Source organism: Alteromonas hispanica, from assembly GCF_010500915.1.
Classification (GTDB): domain Bacteria; phylum Pseudomonadota; class Gammaproteobacteria; order Enterobacterales; family Alteromonadaceae; genus Alteromonas; species Alteromonas hispanica.
Map to the genome: position 1 here is coordinate 50,670 of NZ_JAAAWP010000006.1, position 21,011 is coordinate 71,680.

General features: G+C 44.7%; 14 protein-coding genes. 3 read left to right on the top strand and 11 right to left on the bottom strand.

What is annotated here, in order from left to right; all coding sequences use genetic code 11:
- Positions 1–11 precede the first annotated feature (11 nt).
- From tldD to GTW09_RS10755, 11 genes are all read right to left on the bottom strand, one after another.
- Positions 12–1,454 (bottom strand): metalloprotease TldD, encoded by a 1,443-nt coding sequence (gene tldD / locus GTW09_RS10705; protein ID WP_163111882.1) that lies wholly within the window; start codon positions 1,452–1,454, stop codon positions 12–14.
- Entirely contained in the window at positions 1,447–2,265 is an 819-nt protein-coding gene (locus tag GTW09_RS10710) for a carbon-nitrogen hydrolase family protein (RefSeq protein WP_071978331.1), read from the bottom strand. The genes tldD and GTW09_RS10710 overlap by 8 nt, the downstream gene beginning before the upstream one ends.
- The gene (locus GTW09_RS10715) at positions 2,258–6,298 is read right to left on the bottom strand and encodes a YhdP family protein (protein WP_163111883.1); all 4,041 of its coding nucleotides are present in this window, start codon (positions 6,296–6,298) and stop codon (positions 2,258–2,260) included. Before GTW09_RS10715 ends, GTW09_RS10710 begins: the two co-directional genes overlap by 8 nt.
- A 26-nt stretch (positions 6,299–6,324) precedes the next feature.
- Positions 6,325–7,791, bottom strand: coding sequence for a ribonuclease G (gene rng, locus GTW09_RS10720; RefSeq protein WP_163111884.1), 1,467 nt, complete (start codon positions 7,789–7,791; stop codon positions 6,325–6,327).
- On the bottom strand, positions 7,788–8,378 hold the full coding sequence (locus tag GTW09_RS10725; RefSeq protein ID WP_163111885.1) for a Maf family protein: 591 nt from the start codon (positions 8,376–8,378) through the stop codon (positions 7,788–7,790). Before GTW09_RS10725 ends, rng begins: the two co-directional genes overlap by 4 nt.
- 99 nt (positions 8,379–8,477) lie before the next feature.
- Positions 8,478–8,954 (bottom strand): rod shape-determining protein MreD, encoded by a 477-nt coding sequence (gene mreD, locus GTW09_RS10730; protein WP_071978327.1) that lies wholly within the window; start codon positions 8,952–8,954, stop codon positions 8,478–8,480.
- Positions 8,947–9,915, bottom strand: a complete 969-nt coding sequence (mreC, locus tag GTW09_RS10735; RefSeq protein WP_163111886.1) for a rod shape-determining protein MreC — start codon at positions 9,913–9,915, stop codon at positions 8,947–8,949. Before mreC ends, mreD begins: the two co-directional genes overlap by 8 nt.
- 37 nt (positions 9,916–9,952) lie before the next feature.
- Positions 9,953–10,996, bottom strand: a complete 1,044-nt coding sequence (locus GTW09_RS10740) for a rod shape-determining protein (RefSeq protein WP_032094811.1) — start codon at positions 10,994–10,996, stop codon at positions 9,953–9,955.
- A gap of 419 nt (positions 10,997–11,415) precedes the next feature.
- Complete coding sequence (locus GTW09_RS10745) at positions 11,416–11,931, bottom strand: hypothetical protein (RefSeq protein ID WP_163111887.1); 516 nt, start codon at positions 11,929–11,931, stop codon at positions 11,416–11,418.
- Positions 11,932–12,032: 101 nt separating this feature from the next.
- Positions 12,033–13,568: a glycerol-3-phosphate dehydrogenase gene (gene glpD / locus GTW09_RS10750; protein ID WP_163111888.1), complete on the bottom strand. Its 1,536-nt coding sequence runs from the start codon at positions 13,566–13,568 to the stop codon at positions 12,033–12,035.
- A gap of 244 nt (positions 13,569–13,812) precedes the next feature.
- Entirely contained in the window at positions 13,813–14,571 is a 759-nt protein-coding gene (locus GTW09_RS10755; RefSeq protein ID WP_071978323.1) for a DeoR/GlpR family transcriptional regulator, read from the bottom strand.
- Positions 14,572–14,767: 196 nt separating this feature from the next.
- Between GTW09_RS10755 and glpK the strand changes: the two genes are divergently transcribed.
- From glpK to GTW09_RS10770, 3 genes are all read left to right on the top strand, one after another.
- On the top strand, positions 14,768–16,252 hold the full coding sequence (glpK, locus tag GTW09_RS10760; protein ID WP_163111889.1) for a glycerol kinase GlpK: 1,485 nt from the start codon (positions 14,768–14,770) through the stop codon (positions 16,250–16,252).
- Positions 16,253–16,555: 303 nt separating this feature from the next.
- Positions 16,556–19,369 (top strand): TonB-dependent receptor, encoded by a 2,814-nt coding sequence (locus GTW09_RS10765; protein ID WP_420809551.1) that lies wholly within the window; start codon positions 16,556–16,558, stop codon positions 19,367–19,369.
- Between the two features lie 107 nt (positions 19,370–19,476).
- Positions 19,477–21,009, top strand: a complete 1,533-nt coding sequence (locus GTW09_RS10770) for a tryptophan halogenase family protein (protein WP_163111890.1) — start codon at positions 19,477–19,479, stop codon at positions 21,007–21,009.
- The last annotated feature ends 2 nt before the right edge of the window (positions 21,010–21,011 follow it).

Consider the following 21,011-nt stretch of genomic DNA (forward strand, 5'->3'; position numbering starts at 1 on the left):
AAATTTTACAGCTAAGCTGTTCCGCCCACGGTGAGCTCATCAATTTTAAGCGTTGGTTGACCCACGCCAACCGGTACACTCTGACCGTCTTTGCCGCAAACGCCAATGCCTTTATCTAAGGCGACATCGTTGCCAATCATTGATATCTTTTGCATAACCTCTGGCCCGTTGCCGATAAGGGTTGCCCCTTTCACAGGCGCTGTAATCTTGCCATTTTCAATGAGATAAGCTTCTGCACTTGAGAACACAAATTTACCCGAAGTAATGTCTACTTGACCACCCGCAAAGTTAGGCGCATAAATGCCCCTTTCGATAGAAGCTATGATTTCTTGCGGATCGTGTTGCCCTTCAAGCATGTAGGTATTTGTCATTCTTGGCATAGGCAAATGCGCATAAGACTCTCTTCTGCCATTGCCAGTAGGTGCTACGCCCATTAATTTCGCGTTATGCTTGTCTTGCATATAGCCTTTTAAAATACCGTCTTCAATTAACACGTTATGCTGAGTAGCCGTACCCTCATCGTCTACCGATAGCGAGCCACGGCGATCACTTAAGGTACCGTCATCTACAACGGTCACACCTTTTGCGGCAACACGCTCGCCTATACGGCCACTAAAAGTAGAAGCACCTTTGCGGTTGAAGTCACCCTCTAAGCCATGTCCCACAGCCTCGTGCAGCAGTACACCGGGCCAGCCGTTACCAAGAACTACTGGCATAGCTCCAGCAGGCGCCGCTACAGCTTGCATATTTACTCGGGCCATGTGCAAGGCGTCGTCGGCAAGCGTTTCATACAAAGGCTTGCCGTTGTCGTCTGATTGAAAAAATGCATAGGCATAACGGCCGCCCGCGCCAGCGGAACCACGCTCTCGGCGCTCTCCACTTTCTAACAATACAGAGCAATTTAGCCTTACCAAAGGGCGTATATCCGTTGCAAGAGTACCGTCGCTTCCAGCAACCAATATTTCTTCGTACACACCGCTAATACTCACCACCACCTGATTAACAGATGGCTCTTGCTTGCGGATGTATGCGTCTACTGAACGAAGAAGAGATATTTTTTCTGCGTCTTGCATAGCAAGGATCGGATTGTTATCGCTGTAGCGCGGGTTAAGGGCTTTTTCGCCCAGCGCAGACACCTTCAGAGTACCGCCACTTGGGGCAATTCCGCGGGCCGCTTTACACGCTTTTAATAGTGCGTCCTCGCTGATTTCATCAGAATAGGCAAAACCGGTTTTCTCACCGCTTATAGCCCTTACGCCAACACCGCGCTCAATGTTGTAACTGCCTTCTTTGATAATGCCATCTTCAAGCACCCAGCTTTCATGCTGACTAGACTGGAAATATAAGTCGGCATAGTCGGTGTCGTGACGATGGATTGTGGCTAATGCACTCTCAAGCTTAGCAATATCAAGCCCTGAGTCTGATAATAAATGGCGCTCTACAGATTTAGACAAAGTGACTCCTGAATCGGTTGTGTTCGGCAACGGGCATATTTTGTTTGATGGTTTCTCGTTGCGCAATATCTACGCTGGCTTTTACTACGCCTTTCTCTGTCGCTAGCTCTGCCAATGTTTCTCCCCAAGGAGAGATAACAATGCTATGCCCAAAGGTTTCACGCCCATTGGCATGCGTGCCCGTTTGCCCTGCGGCGACTACAAAGCATTGCTTTTCAATAGCTCTGGCCTTTAACAGTGCATGCCAGTGGGCTTCACCAGTTTTTTGCGTAAACGCTGCGGGCAATACCAATACATCAATATCGCCCATTGCGGTAAATAACCCTGGAAAGCGAATATCATAACATACCGCAAGGCCAATGTTGCCAATTGGTGTGCTAACCGTTATCACCTCGTTTCCCGCTTGTGTAAAGCGTGACTCTTTGTAGCTTCCTGTTGCATCGTTTACCGAGACATCGAACATATGAATTTTGCGATAGTCGGCCAAACACTCTCCATTCGGGGCAAACAACATGCATGCTGCAGAAAACATATCAGCGCTTTCTGTCTGTAAAGGGAAAGTGCCAGAAATGATGTAGCATTGATAGTCTTTCGCTAATTGCGAGAGGTGGGCTTGAATTGGCCCTTTACCCTTTTCTTCGGCAATAGCAAGCTGGCCTTTATCCTTCCCACCAAAACAAGCAAAACATTCTGGCAACACAACAAGGCTATCTGGTGCGATGCTAGCGTCTGCCATTGCGTCAGAGACTGCGGCTAAATTTTCATTAACATCGGGGGTAGATGTCATTTGTAGTGCGACTAAATTAACCATCAATAACCTCCATTTTTATCCTGCGGACATCGTCTTCCGTAAGCGGCCTATCGAGGGGATCTTTTTGCACGGGAACGTTTTGCGCAGGTAGGCTAATATCTTTGCTGTTTCGTTCAACCTCTTCAAACTGTGGTTCGCTTATAGTGCCTGAAACACGGTAATTTACATTTGAAATAACCTTTGCCGATGTCAAAACCTGATCTATAGCGATGGCGGCAAGAGCGGTAGGCGGAGTAGCTAAAAAATACACCAAAAATGGTAAGTTACCTGTCACATTAGGAGCAAAAGATACATTGTAGTTAAGATCTCCCGTGCCTAAGTCTGTAAAACCCATTATTTCTATCTCGCCAGCGCCTCCGTCTATTTCAGTGTCATCGGTATACGCTTTGCCATCGACAATAGTTAGCGTGCCTCCCATATCATCATAAAAGAAGCCTTTCGCAAATACGTCCCTAAAGTCTAAGCTTAATTTTCTCACTAATGAATTTAAACTAAACAGTGTGAAGATGCGCGAGCCTTGATCGCTTAATTCGGTAAGATACCCATCTGACAATGACCACTCAACGTCTCCCTGAAGTTTATTGAGTTGTAAGTCCATGGGAGAGTTTGGCCATTGAATATTAAATGCGACATCGGCTTCGGAGTCTTTAATACCCGACTCGATTTTGTACTCTTTAAGCATTTGCCCTACATCTGGTGCCAAAAGATTTCCTTCGATACGACTTATTGACGCACCGTCTTTGTATTCCCAATCACCCTTTGCCGTAATGGTTGCCTCGGGAGAGCGGATGACAAGCTGCCTCGCTTTAAGCCCACTGTCTGTTTTTACGATATCTAGGGTAATATTCCCTAAATCAATACCGTGGAATATGCAGCTTTCGCAGCGAAAATACACTGGAGGAAGAGAACGAGGATCAAGTTCAAACGGATCGTCAGACTGTTTGGCATTAAAATCGGCGAGTACATTAATGTTGGTCTCGTTTACTTCTAGCTCTATGGCCTCAGGCTTTATTAAGTTTAGATAGTCTGCGTTTATCTCTATGCCCTGCTGCGCTAAATTGCCATTAACGAGTATGGTTCCCCTCGCTGCGGCCGAGCCAATATCGAGCAGCCAATTGTTGTTGCGCTCCTGTGCATTTATTTGAACGTCGTTAATGGCATGCCCAGCAAACGTTAACTCACTTGCTTTGGCAAAAATGCGTGAAGGCGTACCAAATAGTCCGTTTTTAGTAGGCTCAGAAGAGGATGAAGAAGCGTTAGCGGCTTTGCTAGATGAGAGTTCCTCACTGCTACTGACTTGCTGCTGATTGCCCGAAGTCAACATTGAGATAGTTGTAAACCACTCTTTTACATTGGCGTTATCAAGGTTTGCAGCAATACTAAAGCCGGTTCCGATGTTGGCTATATCACTCTCACCAAGCGCTAAGTGAGCGCGAGAAAACTGCATTTCTTTATGTGGTAACGTACCGGTAAAACGAATGTCTTCCCCCAATGTTGCGTTAACGTTTGACGCCGTAAGGTTGCCACTGCTTTGAATATTTAGCGGGAGACTTGTTCCAGCGGCTGTGTTGAAAGGTTCAGGTAACACACTTTGAGTTGCCGTTAAGTCAGCATTTAAATCGGCAGTATAAGAAAAAGTGTCTTTCCCCAGGATCAAATCTACATTAGTTTGCCATTGAGTCTCGCCGTCTACGTAGTCGGTCAACTCAGTATTCACGTAGTTTGCAAGAGGGTGAACATGCCAACGCCCCGCTAGGCCGACATTAAGCAAATATTCTTCTTTTTGCTGCCCGTGAATATCAATCGTCACCGCTTGATTTAGAAACTGTGCTGAAAGTTCTTTTGCATCTATATTGCCGTTGTCGAAAGCTATGTTGCCTTTTGTACGCTCAAAACGCATGTTAGTTTTTGGGATGTATACGGTATTTTCTGCTAGCGCAGCGGTGCCGGTAGCTCTCACTTGCTCACCGTTTAACGGAATATGTAGGTGGATATCGGCAGATAGTGGCCCGGCAACCTGTACATCCTGCTCTAATACTTTTCCTAACGAGTCTTTGATAGAAGATGCCATCATTAGACTCGTTAAACTCTCCCCTGCCCCATCACCTGCCGCATCAATAGTGAGAACAGCATCCCGTTTAAATGTGGGAATAGCTGCCGACATATTGCGCACTTTTACACCCTCAAGCTCTGCAGAAGAGCTTGTCATGAATAAGCCTTTATTAATAAAGCGAAGGGATAAATCGAGCTCACTGAGTGCTGGCCATTTCGATGAAAATAGGAAGTCACTCTTACTGATGTCTACAGAGGCTTGAAAAATTCCCTGTTGTTCTGTGAACGGGTATTCATTAATTTTCCCAAACCACAGTACTCGTGCCGCTTCTATCTCACCTCCACCGACAAACGCTCTGGTGAGGTAGTTGTCTAGATTGTCGCTCATGACAGGCGCAGGGAAAAGATCGCTCACACCAGCGAGCGGCAGTGGGTCAACGTCGGTGAACAAAGACAAATGACCAGAGGACAGGTCGAAGTTGAATGCAGACGTTAAGGAGACGCTATCTGTATCTATTATGATATTGTCGCTGCTAATTCCCCATCGACGTGGCTCTGCTTTTCGCTGTCTTTGCGCTTGCAGAGTACTGATTTCTTCGCTGCTATTGTCGGAGCTTTTCTCATTGCTTTGGAGAGGATAAACGTAGATATCCGCTGTAATATTATTTACATGGACATCTTTTTTGATAATTCCCTTACTTGAAAGCTCGCTGTCACTGGACTCTAAAAACACAGCGCCGTTGTGCTTGTACCAAAATATATCGGCATCTAAAGACGACAACCCAGGAATAGCATCCGTTTGTGACCACTTTAGGTCGAGCACTTTCGCCGCTAGTGCGGGCGACCCGTGCTGCCATTGTAATTGTAAGGTAGCCAGCTCTCCCTTGGGATCAAGAGCTCTAATTTCATCTTCACTGGTATCATCAAGAAAGAGCGGAAGCAGAAGTAAAAATGGATTAATTTCGACAGGTTTTATCGTATTGAAAACGGCATTGCCGTTATTCGAAATAGTACCGATAACATCAGTGGTCAGAGTCGCATTACTCGAGTTGAGCTTAAGTTGGTCAACGCGAATATTCCATCCATCCGTTGTTGGCAATGCTTGTAGACTCCCCCCCGTAATGCCTGTGACGGTTTTAATCTGTTCATCGCCCCATTGCAGCAGACTGTTGTTTAACTCTGCCTGTACAGAGTTAACCGCACTTTCACTAAAGCGGGTCCATATTTCTAGGTTTGCCCTACTTTGTGCCAGTGGGCGTTTGGTTTTAATAAGGTCACTTACCCATGGAGATATATCTAAGTCTTCAGCTTTGGCGTAGAACACGCCCTCAAACTCATCTTTCGTGCCCTGAATATCGATAACAAAGGACGCTGAGTTTGCTGATACCCCATCGACTTTTATGCGTCCTAACCCTTGATGGCGTTCTTCAAAGTTATTCCACGATAAAGTGGTAACATCAAAGCTGTTTGTATCGCCATTTCGGGTAAGCGAAATAGTGCCATCTTCTAAAGAAAAGCTTTGCAACTGCTCTAAAAACAGGCGTTCTAATGCGGTTATAACAGGAAAGTTATTCTTGCTGCTGCCAGACACTCGATCTGCATCAATATCAAGCTGCAGACCTCGTAATTCGAATCGAGGGGATGAGATTAGCTGCTGGCGAAGAGATTGCCAAAAATCGAGTTCTACATAAATTTGTCGAATATCGAGGGCAACAGGAGACGCCTCATCTTTCGCTAAAGACACGGAGTTTAAGACAATGCTCGGGCCGCTTCGCTCCCAAACAGCATGCACACTGTCAATGGATAAGTTTACGCCGTATTGCTGGTTTATGTAGTCTTCCAGCAGGTACTTATTGTGTTCAATGTGGGGCAAGGCGTACCTTGCAGCGCTCAGTATCAGCGCAAAAAGAACAAGTAATACAGCAAGCAGCAGCCAGAACTTCTTTAATAAGTACGCAGCTGCCGACGAAAATTTTGTCACACTATGCCTTTCTTAACGTTAATGCGTTACATCATAACGACGTCGTACTTGTCCTGGTTGTACAATGTTTCGGTTTGCACTTTAATTTGTTTCGATACAAACACTTCTAACTCGGCCAACATATGAGACTCTTCTCCCATCAGAGCCTCAGCCACTTTGGGGGACGCGTAAACTACAAATTTATCAGCGTCATACGCGCGATTTACACGCACAATTTCACGCATAATCTCAAAACAAATAGTCTCTATTGTTTTAACGGTTCCACGCCCTTTACACACCGGGCACTCACCGCACAATATGTGTTCAATACTTTCGCGAGTGCGCTTGCGGGTCATTTCAATAAGCCCTAACGCGGTAAACCCGTGAATATTGATCTTGGCTCTATCCTTACTTGTCGCCACCTCTAATGAGTGTAAGACACGCCTTTTGTGATCAGGTTCCATCATATCGATGAAGTCGATAAGGATCATACCGCCAAGGTTGCGTAATCTTAGCTGACGCGAAATTGCCTGCGTGGCCTCTGTATTGGTGTTAAAGATGGTTTCTTCTAAATTGCGATGACCAACAAATGCCCCTGTATTAATATCTATAGTGGTCATTGCCTCGGTCTGATCGATAATCAAATAACCACCCGACTTTAAATCTACGCGGCGCTCTAAAGCTCGCTGCGCCTCATTTTCAACATCATACAAGTCGAAAATAGGCCTATCGCCGGTATAATATTCCAGCTTTTCATTCATTTCAGGAACGTATTCTTTGGTAAACTGAAACAACTCTTGGAACGACAGCTTCGAGTCAATGCGTATTCTATCAAGCTCAGTGCCAACGAAATCTCGAAGCACCCGTCGTGCTAAAGGCAAATCCTCGTAAAGCACATTGGATTTACGCTTTTTCATACGAGATTGAATTTTGTCCCAAAGCCTGCGTAAAAACGCTGCATCTTGCTGCAACTCGTTTTTGCCCACACCCTCTGCAGCTGTTCTCAGTATGAAACCGCCGTTTTCATCGCAAAACTCTTGAACTAAGGTTTTTAGTCGCTCGCGCTCGGCTTCTTCTTCGATACGCTGAGACACCCCTACATGGGTAACAGATGGCATAAACACAAGGTAACGACTGGGAATAGTGATATCGGTAGTTAAGCGGGCTCCTTTGGTGCCAATGGGATCTTTAACCACTTGAACAACAATATCCTGCCCGTCTCTTACAAGCTCTCGAATATCTTGTTTTTGTATATGACTTGCCAAAACCTCTTCGGCTATTTCATTGTGAATAACAATGTCTGAGGCATGAAGAAATGCAGCTTTTTCTAGTCCAATATCTACAAATGCCGCCTGCATACCGGGTAAGACTCGACTCACTTTGCCACGATATATATTGCCTACCAGCCCCTTTTTCGTGTGTCGTTCAACGTGTATTTCCTGCAAAATACCATTTTCAATGAGAGCAACTCGTGACTCAGAGGGTGTAACGTTAATTAGTAGCTCGGCACTCACTTCGCAACTCCAAATTCATTGAGCAATTGACGGGTTTCATACAGAGGTAATCCTACTACAGAACTTGGACTGCCGTTAATAGAAACGACGAATTCGCCACCTATGCCTTGAATAGCATAACTACCGGCTTTATCTTGCGGCTCCCCTGTTTCCCAGTACGCAATAATTTGCTGTTTAGTCAGCGTTGCGAATGTGACTGATGTAGTTACAGTTCGCGTTATCTGTTTCAATTCAGACATTGCACTAATTGCTGTTAACACTTCGTGAGTTTGCCCCGACAGCATAGATAATATGCGTATAGCATCCTCTCTATCTACAGGCTTACCAACGCTTGCGCCATTAAAAGCTATAAGCGTATCGCTGGCTAACACAACGTTAGAAGTGGCCGGTTCTGAACTGGCGTTTACTTTAGACATGACGGCCTGCGCTTTCTCGCTGGCCAGTCTGGCAACTAAATCGTATGGAGATTCGTTAGGTTTTGGCGTTTCATCAATATCAGCTGGCAAGACAGTGTGAGCAACCTTCATTTGATTTAACAAAGCGGTGCGCCTTGGCGATGCAGAGGCAAGAATGAGATGAGAATGCATTGGCAAAACCTTATTAATCACTTACGAAAGTGCAGTATTTTTAAGAACGATGTTCTGCGCAATTATCGGCATAAAAAATTATCGGCAGACAAAGCCTTATTACATAATGGAAAACTGTCTTCGCGTGCGGCGCAGCAACCAAAAGACCCATGGCCATATCACCATAGACGCAATTACTGGCCACAAATAATCAATCTGAAAGTAAATGTCAGTGAGAATGTGCTGAACCCAAAACGTAACCAGGTGGTAAAGCGAAGATAAGAGGCCAATGATAATGGCCTGTTGCCATACGGAATAATTTCTTAAACGCTGATAGTTTGCCGCAAGAATATAGATTGAAACGCTTAAGCCAAGACTGTGAATGCCAAGTGTGGTGCCAACCAAAATATCCATTGCCACGCCGGTAATAAAAGCAACACCAACATTCACTCTGCTTGGCAGTGCCATACTCCAATACGCCAATACTACCAATACCCAGTCTGGACGGTATACATCGGCTTGAATAGGTAAGGGTACAATCTGCAATACCAGTGCAATTATGATGCTGCCCCAAATGATGAGGTTGCGTTTACGCATTTTCTGACTCTTCTTGGTCTATATCTTTTGAATCTTTATCTTCTGGCGCTTGCTCTTCAGTGGCGTCGTCTAATGTTTTTGGGTTCAGCGTTTTAGGAGCCAGCGTTTTAGGATCCTGGGTTTTGGAGTCCTGCGACTCGTCACTTTCATGCCACAAAAGCAGCAGGTGGCGCAGCCTGTCTAAACTTGCAGTTGGGGTAACAATAACTCGTGAAAAAGGACGACTTTCATCTCGAACTACCTGTTTCACCCGGGCGACGGGATAACCTTCTGGGAACACACTGCCTAAGCCGGAGGAAATAAGAACATCGCCCTCTTGAATATCTACACTATGCGGCACATGCTCTACATATAACTCGTTCAAAGAGCCGCTTCCTGTTGCGATAAAGCGAATATCGTTTCGCAGCGAGCGTACGGGTATAGCATGGGTTACATCGGCTAAAAGTAAAACGCGACTGTTTGTGGAGCCCACTTCCATAATTTGACCCACAATTCCTGAGTCATCAATAACGGGTTGAGACAAATAAACACCGTCGATTGCGCCTTTATTAATGAGTACTTGCTGGCTATACGGGTTTTTATCCACCGCCATCAGTTCAGCTACCATTTTGCGCGACTCTTTTCGCACCGGAGCGTCTAACAGTAAGCGAAGCTGTTCGTTTTCTTTTGCAAGCACATCAAATTGCTGAAGTTTCTGGCTCATCAACAACAGCTGATTTGACATAGTTTGGTTTTCTTCCAGTAACCGCTCTTTGGAAGCGAGACGTTGGGCGCTCTCGCTCAATATAACGCCTGGCAAATTGGCCAGGTACTGAATAGGACTCATGAAAGAATTTAAGTAAACTCGGGTAGATTTAAACCCCTCTAGCTTGTGATCGACAAAAATTAATAGCACAGAAAGCACTAAAGCCAGAGCTAGCCGGTTATTTAATGAGGGACCGCGAGTGAATATAGTATCCATGATACAAAGAAGGCAACCTCAAGGTTGCCTTACCTGTTTACTCGTAGCTAAACAAGTCGCCGCCGTGAAGGTCAATCATGTCGAAAGCCTTACCACCGCCGCGTGCTACACATGTAAGAGGGTCATCGGCAATCACTACCGGAATACCTGTTTCTTCCATCAGCAATCTGTCGAGATCTTTAAGTAGTGCACCACCACCCGTTAACACCATACCGCGCTCAGATATATCTGACGCTAACTCTGGCGGGGATTGCTCTAGTGCTACCATTACTGCTGATACAATACCGGTTAACGGCTCTTGTAGCGCTTCGAGTATCTCGTTTGAATTAAGCGTAAATCCGCGTGGTACACCCTCTGCCAAGTTGCGTCCGCGAACTTCAATTTCGCGAACTTCTTCGCCCGGGTAAGCAGCGCCTATTTCGTGTTTAATACGCTCAGCTGTAGCCTCACCGATTAGTGAACCGAAGTTTCGACGTACATAGTTAATGATCGCTTCATCAAACTTGTCGCCACCAATGCGCACAGAAGAAGAATAAACTACGCCATTAAGTGAAATGATAGCGACTTCTGTAGTACCACCACCAATATCAACAACCATTGAGCCTTGTGCTTCAGATACAGGAAGTCCTGCACCAATGGCCGCCGCCATAGGCTCATCAATTAAGTATACCTCTCGGGCGCCAGCACCTAGCGCCGACTCTTTAATTGCACGTCTTTCTACTTGTGTAGAGCCACATGGCACACACACGAGTACTCGTGGACTAGGGCGCATAAAGTTGTTGTCGTGAACTTGTTTGATGAAATGCTGAAGCATTTTTTCGGTCACGTAGAAATCAGCAATTACGCCGTCTTTCATAGGGCGAATGGCACGAATGTTACCTGGTGTACGACCAAGCATGCGTTTCGCCTCTGCACCAACCGCGGCCACGCTTTTGGGGCCGGCAGCGCGTTCTTGTCGAATAGCGACAACAGAAGGCTCATTAAGAACTATGCCTTGGTCTTTAACGTAAATCAGCGTATTAGCTGTTCCGAGGTCGATGGACAGATCGTTAGAGAACATGCCTCGAAGCTTTTTAAACATGAAGAGTGTATTCCTGTTTTTATGTTAACGCGTATTTGCAAGGGTGAGATGGCGACGCTTTAACGTGAAGTCGATTGTTATTTCGCACACTTTAACAATGAGGGCAATTTTGGGCAAGCAATGCCTATGTTTACGGTTAAAATAACTTCATTTTTTGCAACCTCTATTTATGCAACGTACTGCAAAGGTGAGAAATGAAGGTCAAAACTTATGCAAATAACCAAATTTCTCAAAAATCACACTGTTAATATGAAATAGCAGAAGAAAGTGGAGTGTAGCAAAGATTCACCGCATCCTTTTCATCGGCATTTTACTGTAGCACTTGCAAACTCTTGGCAGAGGTGCCTGATGCCCGTGGTATTAAAGTTTAGTGATAAATCGGCTCTTTAAAACAAATAGATGCGCTTATTAACTTTATCCTAAAGTCTAGGTGGGGTTACTTCGCCAATAGCTGGAAAGTAATCAAATTCTACACCTTTACTTATACTGTATCGGCACCAAAAACTTCGGCTATCAAAATCGCCATCGTTAGTGTCAGTACCCGTTGAGTAAAACCGTGCCTTAACATTGAACCCGTCCACTCGTAGAGGGCTTCCGATTAACGACGTCCAGACTTTTGCACAGCCTTCGTCGCTTTCTTGCGCGTTGGGCCAACCGTAGTGATTCATTCTCACCGGCTTTCTATTCACTTCCCTTCCACTGTCATTATAGTGAATAAGCATGATCATGCTGGGCTTTTGTCGCACTTGCCACTGATAATGCGAAGATATGACATGGCGTTCAAACTTCTCTGCATGCTTTGAAAAGGCCACGACCGTGGTATCAGAGTCTCCGGTGTAAAGGTTATTTATAAAAAAACCGAGGACACCGATGAAAATCAAAACTATGAATATTTTCAGTGCGGTTGATTGTGAACTATTTTCTTTTTCTGTCATTTTTGTTGTCCAATAGTCATCAAAGATGCGCAAGCTAATGATGCACACTCTTTGAGATTATCGGCCGCTTTTTCAAAAAGATAAAGCGCTGCATGACACCGTTATGCAGTTGCTCTTATATCAACAAGTTGCTTAATCGCCTTTACTTTGTATTCTATGTAATTAGACAGAGATTCTTTTTGAATATCATTCAAGCGTAAACCGTGCTTAGTTCTGCGCCACAAAACGTCTTCAATTGTTAGCGCCCATTCGTGCTCTATCAAATAGTCTATTTCTGCTTCAAATAACTGGGCTCCAAAATCTTGCCCTAAATCATTCAAACCTGACGCGCCGCTTAAAAATTTATGGCAAAGCAAACCGTACTGGCGCACATAGCGCTGAATAACGCTTTCTGGTAACCACGGATAGCTGCTTTTTAACTCGGCTGACAATGACGCCTTATCAGAAAATGCACCTCCGGGAAGCGGAGCTTCCCTTGTCCATGCCTTTTTTGCTCGCGGAAAACATGACACAAGCTTGTCTACAGCATGTTCTGCCAGCTTTCTGTAAGTAGTAATTTTCCCGCCAAAGATGTTGAGTAAGACTGGCTCTCCTACTTCACCCTTAAGCTCTACTTTGTAGTCTCTTGTGAGCTCTTGTGCCGAGGCATTCTTTTCTTCTAGTAACGGTCTTACACCACTATAACTGTGCACGATATCTTCTGTGCTTATCTTGGTTTTAAAATAAGTGTTTACTACGTCTATAAGATAACGAGTTTCATCATCAGAGATAGCAGCATCTAGAGGGTCTCCTTGGAAGTCTTCATCCGTTGTACCCACTAAGCTGAAGTCGTCTTCGTAAGGAATAACAAAAACAATGCGACCATCTTTATTTTGTAAAATATAAGCTTCATCGGTGTCATAGAGTTTTGGAACAACAAAATGGCTGCCTTTTACCATGCGCATAGCATTTGGATTTTTCACATCCACCAATCTATCAAGGAATGAAACAGCCCATGGCCCCGCGGCATTGACAATAGATTTCGCCTTTACTGTAAACGTTTTACCTTTATGGTCACGTAAAGTCACCTTCCACAATGCAGCTTCTTTCTCAGCGCTTATGCACTCTGTTCTGGTGCGGATAGTAGCACCCTGGTCTTTTGCTGCTAATGCATTAAGAACAACTAAGCGCGCATCATCAACCCAGCCATCTGAATACTCAAAGCAGGTTGAAATGTCGGTAGCTAATGGACTTTCACTGGAGGTTTTTACCCTTTTTGAACGAGGCAGCATATTCCGCTTGGCCAGCGAGTCGTAGAGGAATAGCCCAATTCTTATCATCCAAGCTGGACGCAAATGCTTTTGGTGAGGTAAGCGAAAACGCAATGGCCACATAATATGTGGGGCTTTTTGAAGCAATACCTCACGCTCGGCCAGTGCCTCTTTAACGAGTCGAAATTCGTAATGCTCTAAATATCTGAGGCCGCCATGGATAAGCTTACTGCTAGACGATGATGTTGCACCAGCCAGATCGCCCTTCTCACACAAGGTGACAGATAACCCTCGCCCTGCCGCATCTAAAGCCACGCCAACGCCGTTAACACCGCCTCCAACAACAAGCACATCAACTACGCTGTTATCTTGCATACTTTTATCCATTATCTGCCCCTTAGTGACACACTATTTATTTGGTTATTTGACAACCAAAAAGAACTCATGTCAACAAAAACGAACATAAACGAAAATTAAAAAACAAATTTTAAGATACAAATCACCAAATCTAATGGCACTTATATTTATAAATGCTAATTAACAGTATATGTGTGGCGAGCTGCCGCAGTAATGCATTTAGAGGTGCAAGTTATGAATAAAAGGGGCAAGAGGGTAGCAGGCTTTGATGTGCCTAAGCTTGAACAAACTTGATATTGTTTTCTTTGATGATTTTTTTAATTGATGCAGGGGGTGGTTGGTCGCATACCAGGCAGTCTACTTGCGAAATGTGGCCCTGCTCTACCATAGCGCGCCGTTCAAACTTGCTGTAGTCGGCAGCTAAAATAACGTGTTGTGTATGCTCTAGTATGGCTTGAGAAACCTTTACCTCACGAAAATCAAAATCGAGAAGCGCGCCGTCGGCACTGATACCGCTGATACCAATGATGCCATAATCCATTCTGAACTGGCTGATAAAGTCACACGTTGCCTCGCCAATAATACCGCCATCTCTGTAACGTACTTCACCGGCCGCAATAATTACCGAGAAATCTTCTTTTGCTGACAAGATGGTCGCCACGTGAATATTGTTCGTTACCACATGCAAATTACTGTGGTTAAGTAGCTTAGTTGCAATTAGCTCTGTTGTGGTGCCTATATTGATAAACAAAGATGCGCCGTCGGGGATCATAGCGGCCACTGCGTTAGCGATTTTCTCTTTAACATCGCTGTTTTGCGTTTTACGTTCTTGGTAAGGCGTATTTTCCCAACTTCGGTTTAAGCCAGCGCCACCATGGTAACGGCTTATAACGCCAGTATTCGCAAGCTGGTTTAAATCTCGTCGAATCGTTTGTGGAGTGACGTCACAGGTAGACACCAGATCATCAATCGACATGAAGCCATGCTGCTTTATAAGGGCTATTATTTTTTCATGTCGTTGCGTTTGATTCATTTCTTACCTTGGTGACCATTCAGCCTTGTTAGCGCTAGGTGTTAACTCAGAACAATTACGCTAACAGTATACTTGCAAATGACGCAAGTGCACACGTTCGTTCGAACATTCAAATGTTCGTTTTCGAAAATACGGCATTGTTAAATAGGTGTAAATGATGCAAACTCTATGAAAATAATATTGTAGAGGTGACAGCATGAGCCAACATATTCTTGCCATCGATCAAGGCACAACAAGTTCTAGAAGCATTATCTTTTCACCTAATGGCAAAATAGTCGCCGTTGCTCAACAAGAGTTTTCTCAGAAATACCCGAAAGACGGTTGGGTAGAACACGATCCAGAGGAAATCTGGGAAAGCGTTCTCTTTACTCTCAAAGAAGTTTTCAACAAATGTTCGTTAGCGCCCTCCGACATAGCGTCAATTGGTATCACTAACCAACGTGAAACGACGTTGGTATGGAACAAGAATACAGGTAAAACTGTCTATCCTGCAATTGTATGGCAAGACAGGAGAACAGCTCAACAATGTCGAGAACTCAGCAAAGATGAAGAGTTTGTTTCCTACATTAACACCTCTACAGGGCTTCTTCTTGACCCCTATTTTTCAGCAACAAAAGTAGCATGGATTTTAGACAATGTGGATGGCGCTAGACAGCAAGCCGAAAATGGAGAGCTACTGTTTGGTACTGTAGATAGCTATCTTATCTGGCGATTAACCAACGGCAAGTCGCACAAGACAGATGCCACTAATGCCTCTCGCACTATGCTTTTTGATATAAATGAGCAACAGTGGGATGAGCGTTTGCTTAAACAGTTTAATATCCCTGCAAATATGCTGCCCACTGTGATGGATTGTGCCGATGACTACGGTGTTATTGATGCAAGTATTATAGGGTGTGCCATACCTATTGAAGGCGTAGCAGGCGACCAACAAGCAGCACTTGTGGGGCAAGCCTGTTTTGAAAAAGGCATGGCAAAAAGTACTTATGGGACTGGTTGCTTCATGATCTTGAATACAGGCAGCAAGCCACTTCAGTCTAAAAACAGATTACTGACCACTGTGGGATACAGAATTAACGGCGAAACCACCTATGCACTAGAGGGCAGTATTTTTATGGCCGGAGCCACTGTTCAGTGGTTGCGAGACGGCCTAAAACTCATCGGTGATGCGGCAGAATCAGAAGCATTAGCACAACGAGCAAGACAAGATAACGGTGTATTTTTAGTTCCTGCCTTTACTGGTTTAGGTGCTCCGTACTGGGATCCCGATGCACGTGGCGCTATCTTAGGACTCACAAGAGACACTGGTATAAGCGAAATTGTAGCAGCCGGATTGCAATCGGTTTGTTATCAAACCAAAGACCTTCAAAAGGCAATGGAAAGCGATGGTGCAAGGCCAACAAACATCCGTGTAGACGGCGGTATGTCGCAAAATGATTGGGTTATGGGCTTTTTGTCAGACATATTAGGCGCAGAAGTAGAAAGGCCTGACGTTACTGAAACTACGGCGCTTGGTGCAGCATTTCTAGCCGGTCTTCAACACGGTATTTTTTCATCTATTGATGAGCTTACTCATTGTTGGACAAGCGATAGAGTGTTCACTCCTCGATTGTCAAAAGCAGAGCGTGATCAAGCTTACGGCGGATGGAAAGAAGCTGTAGACCGCATTCGGTGCAACTAAAACTCTTTATTTTTCCAAATGTTAATAAGACGTTGTAATAAAATGCTCTTTTTTTATGCAAAAAAAGTTTTTATAACATTGTAATTACATTGTCTTTTTGTGCTAGTATTGAAAACAAGGTAAACGTTTCACCTTTTACCTTTTTAGAATTAGCGTATATTTTTCATAATGTTACAAAATTAAAATTAGAAAAATATAACACTCAATGTGTAAAAGTAATGTTAAAAAGCTTGAAAGGCGCACATCTAGACGTAATTTGAGTGAAAAATACGTTAAACGTAGCCTACCCACGGAGAAAACACAGTGATACATAAAAAAAGCACATCACAATACGGACCAGTTGCCAGACGCACCCTACTAGGTGTTGCCGTTGCATCTGCGCTGCACTCGCCCGTTGCATTATCGCAAGATTCTGAGACGCAAAATGTAAACGATGCACCTGTTGAAATTATTGAAGTTCGCGGCATCGTTAGCAGCTTAAAGCGCGCCATGGCCAACAAGAAAGAAAACCTTGCTGTGTCAGACGGTATTGCCGCAGAAGACCTAGGTAAATTTCCAGATTTGAATGTGGCAGAGTCGCTACAGCGTATCACTGGTGTTTCAATCGATCGTAACGGCGGTGAGGGTCAGCAGGTTACTGTACGTGGTTTTGGTCCACAATTTAATACGGTACTGGTAAATGGACGTCAGTTGGCAACAGACTCAGCCGGTCGTGCGTTTAACTTCGACGTTCTTGCTGCCGACCAAATTACTGGCGCAAACATTTATAAAAGTGCGGTTGCCAATCTGCAGTCTGGTGGTATTGGTTCAACGATTAACATTACGACAGCGCGCCCATTTGACTATGACGGTTTTCAGGCCGTTGGCAGCGTAAAAGGAATGTATGAAAGTCTATCTGAAGAAACCGCTCCACAAGCGTCTTTCTTGGTAAGTAACACCTTTGCCGACGACAAAGTTGGTTTATTGCTAGCCGCTTCACATCAAGAACGCCAAGTTCAAATAAACCGTATTCAAACAGCCGGTTGGCGTCCAGGATTAACGCTTTCAAATCGCAACGACGGAATCATTGCTGATAACGTATACCTCCCTCGCAACTGGGATCAAATTGTCGATCAACAAGATAGAACACGCACAAATGTGTCGCTTGTTGCACAGTATGCGCCTTCAGATGACGTAACCATTACGTTAGACGGTTTCGTGTCTAAATTTGAAGTTGACTCGCAAGTAACCGATCTTGCTTCATGGTTTGAACCCGATCGCGTGGGCTCAGCTCAAATTTCCGATAACGGTACCGCTATTCAATTCACCCAAGAGATAGACTTACACCAAGGTAGTGGCAATCCAGCTTCTGACTTCGTTTCGTCATCTCGCGGAGTACGTGATGTAACCAGTCAAGGCTTCGGCTTAAATATTGATTGGCAAATTAATGATGCATTGTCTGCAGAGTTTGACGTGCAAAGTTCTTCTGCTGAAAACGATATCGCGGGTGAAGGTCGCTTTAACGTAATTGGCATTATTAACAACTACTCTTTCGATGGAACGGGCAGCACGCCAACAGTTATTCACGACGGTTTCGGCAATGGCCAGCTTCCTGATATTTCACTAACTCGTTTGCACTATAACGATTTGGGTAACACTCAAGCGTCTGAAGATGATGTTGTTGAATATAAAGCAGACTTCACCTACCTCTCAGACTCTGATGTTTTTCGCAGAGCGGACTTTGGTATCCTGCGCTCAGAACGTGAAAAGTACGTGTTCCAAGAATTTGCATCTCAGTGTGCTTTTTGCGGGTACGGAACACCAGCGCCTGTGGACGAGCTTAACATTCGCCCATTCACTGCCAATAACTATTTCAGTGGGTTAATTGATACGTGGTACACCTATGATGGTGATGCTTATCTAGACTACCTAGCGTCACAAGGCGCTCCGGTTATCCCAACGCTTCAACCTAACTACTACAACATTGAAGAAGATGTAACGGCGCTATATGCTCAGTTTGAGTTTGGTTACGACCTTGGTGATATGCCACTAACCATGAACTTTGGCGCACGTTATGAAGAAACAAGTGTAGCTGTATCTGCGGTACAAGCTTTTGTTTCTGATATCGTGCCCACCACCGATTTAACGCTGTTTGCAAACCGATTTGCTCCAGCTGACGATATTACAGGTACGTCCTCATACTCTAACCTGCTTCCTAGCCTAAACGTTAAGCTAGAAGTACAGGAAGATATGTTAGTGCGCTTCTCGCGCTACGACTCGCTTACTCGTCCCACCATGGCGCAAATGTCTCCAGCGACAACCTTTGGCGAACCACGTCGACAAAACTTGCAAGCAAATGGTGGTAACCCGTCGTTGCAACCATTTGAAGCAGAAAACTGGGATCTATCGTTTGAGTGGTATTACAGCGATGACTCTGTTTTCTCGTTCGCTTTCTTTAGTAAAGACGTTCAGAACTTTATCGTGACACTGTCTGGCAATGAAACATATTCAATGACAGATAGAAGTGCGGTAGATGGATATCGTTGTGCCGAAACGAACTGTGCTGAAGGTCTTTCACTAGACCCACAAAACCCAGACCGTGATGTTGTGGCCGATACGGAAGAGTTGAACGGTGAAAGCGAAGTTTACACTGTAACTCGTCCACAAAACGGTGAAACTGCAACGGTTAACGGTTACGAAGTTGCACTTACGCACGTTTGGGACAACGGCTTTGGTATCACAGCTAATGCCACCGTTGTAAACAGTGACGCAGAGGTAAGCGGCGATACATCACAAACGTTTGCTTTACCCGGGCTTGGCGACTCTCAAAACTTAATTGTTTTCTATGAGCGTGATGCCTTCCAAGCGCGAGTGGCATTCAACAATCGTGAGTCGTTCTTATTTGCGCTAGACAACACATCTGTAGGCGGTGCAACAGGAGAACCTGTTACTACTGAAACTTACGGACAGTGGGATGTGAGTGCAAGCTACGATATCAACGAAAACTTCACTGTATTCTTTGAGGGTATTAACGTAACCGAAGAAGAATTAACGCAAGTGGGTCGTTTCCCTGACCAAATTTACTCTATCGAAGATAACGGCTCTCGTTACGCGGTAGGTATTAGAGGTTCATTCTAAAGCGTGTGTGTGTTGGCAGGGTGAGAACCCTGCCTTTTATTCACAAGCTTGTTGGAAAATGAGTAAGTTTGTGAATAAATGTAGTAAAACAATGGCAATCGTCTCCTATGAATAATTCAACTAACACATCATCAAAACAACTTATCGTTATTGTTGGCGGTGGAACAGCTGGTTGGTTAACTGCGGCCATCGTTGCTGCTAAACATAAAATAGCAAAAGGGCAATGTGGATTAGATATAACGCTGGTTGAGTCTAGCGACATCCCCACAGTAGGCGTAGGTGAAGGAACCTGGCCCACCATGCGAAATACGCTCAAAGATATCGGGCTTTCGGAAAAAGAAGTATTTAGAAAATGTTCTGCCGCGTTTAAACAAGGTGGGAAGTTTGTTAATTGGGTTAATGGAGACGGCGATTTTTATTACCACCCGTTTACTGTACCTCTGGGTTACGGCCGCGTAGAAATGGCTCCGTATATCGACAATGTTTCTGAATTTGCCAACTCCACTAATTTTCAGCAGCATGTCTGCGAACAAAACATGGCACCGCGTACTCTTAATGAAGAAGAATATAGTAGTGCACAATCAAACTATGCCTATCATTTAGACGCCGGCGCATTTGCCGATATGCTGAAAACATTCTGTAAAGAAGAACTGGGCGTCACTCACAAAGTAGCCACAGTAGAACAAGTAGCAACGTCTTCAAAACAATGCATTGAGAGCATTACGCTAGACGATAATAGTATTTTAGAAGCTGATCTGTTTGTAGATTGTTCTGGTTTTCGCTCAATGCTTCTGGGCGAAGCACTGGGTGAGCCTGTAGTTTCTGCCAACGACACGCTATTTAACAATTCCGCTTTAGCACTGCACGTACCCTATAACGGTGACTTCGAAATCAAACCTTATACTCAAGCCACCGCGCAAGAAGCGGGTTGGATTTGGGATATAGGGCTATCCTCTCGACGTGGCGTAGGCCATGTCTACTCTACAGACTTTACGACAGACGAACGTGCAGAAGAGTTGTTGCGCCGTTATGTAGGAGACGACAAAGGTGAGCTAACGCCTCGCGTGATACGCTTCGATTCCGGCTATAAAAAGCAGATTTGGAAGGGCAACTGTATTGGTGTGGGGTTATCTGCCGGGTTTGTAGAACCTCTGGAAGCCACTGCGCTCATGTTAATCGAGATTTCTGCTCGCTATATTGCCGAACAAATGCCAACGCCCGCTTCTGCTATGCCAATAATAAGTCAGCGCTTTAATAAGCAAATGCAGTATCGCTGGCAGCGCATTATCGATTTTCTAAAGCTTCACTACATCTTCAATCAGCGCTCTGAGCCCTATTGGTTAGCGAATAGAGACGCGGCGTCTATTCCCGACTCGTTAAAAGAAGATTTGGAAATTTGGAAATATCGGGGGCCTCAAATTGCTGACTTTTCCGCAGCAATAGAGCTTTTCCCCGCCGCCAGTTATCAATATGTTCTGTATGGAATGGGGTTCTCCCCAGACTTCTCTTTGCAGTCCCACTTCTACACTCAACGGGATTTAGCCAATAAGGTTATTCAGCAAAACCAACTCATTACGCAACAAAAATTAAGCAGCTTGCCCAATCATAGAAATTACATTGAGCAGTGGTTAGCGAGCTAACG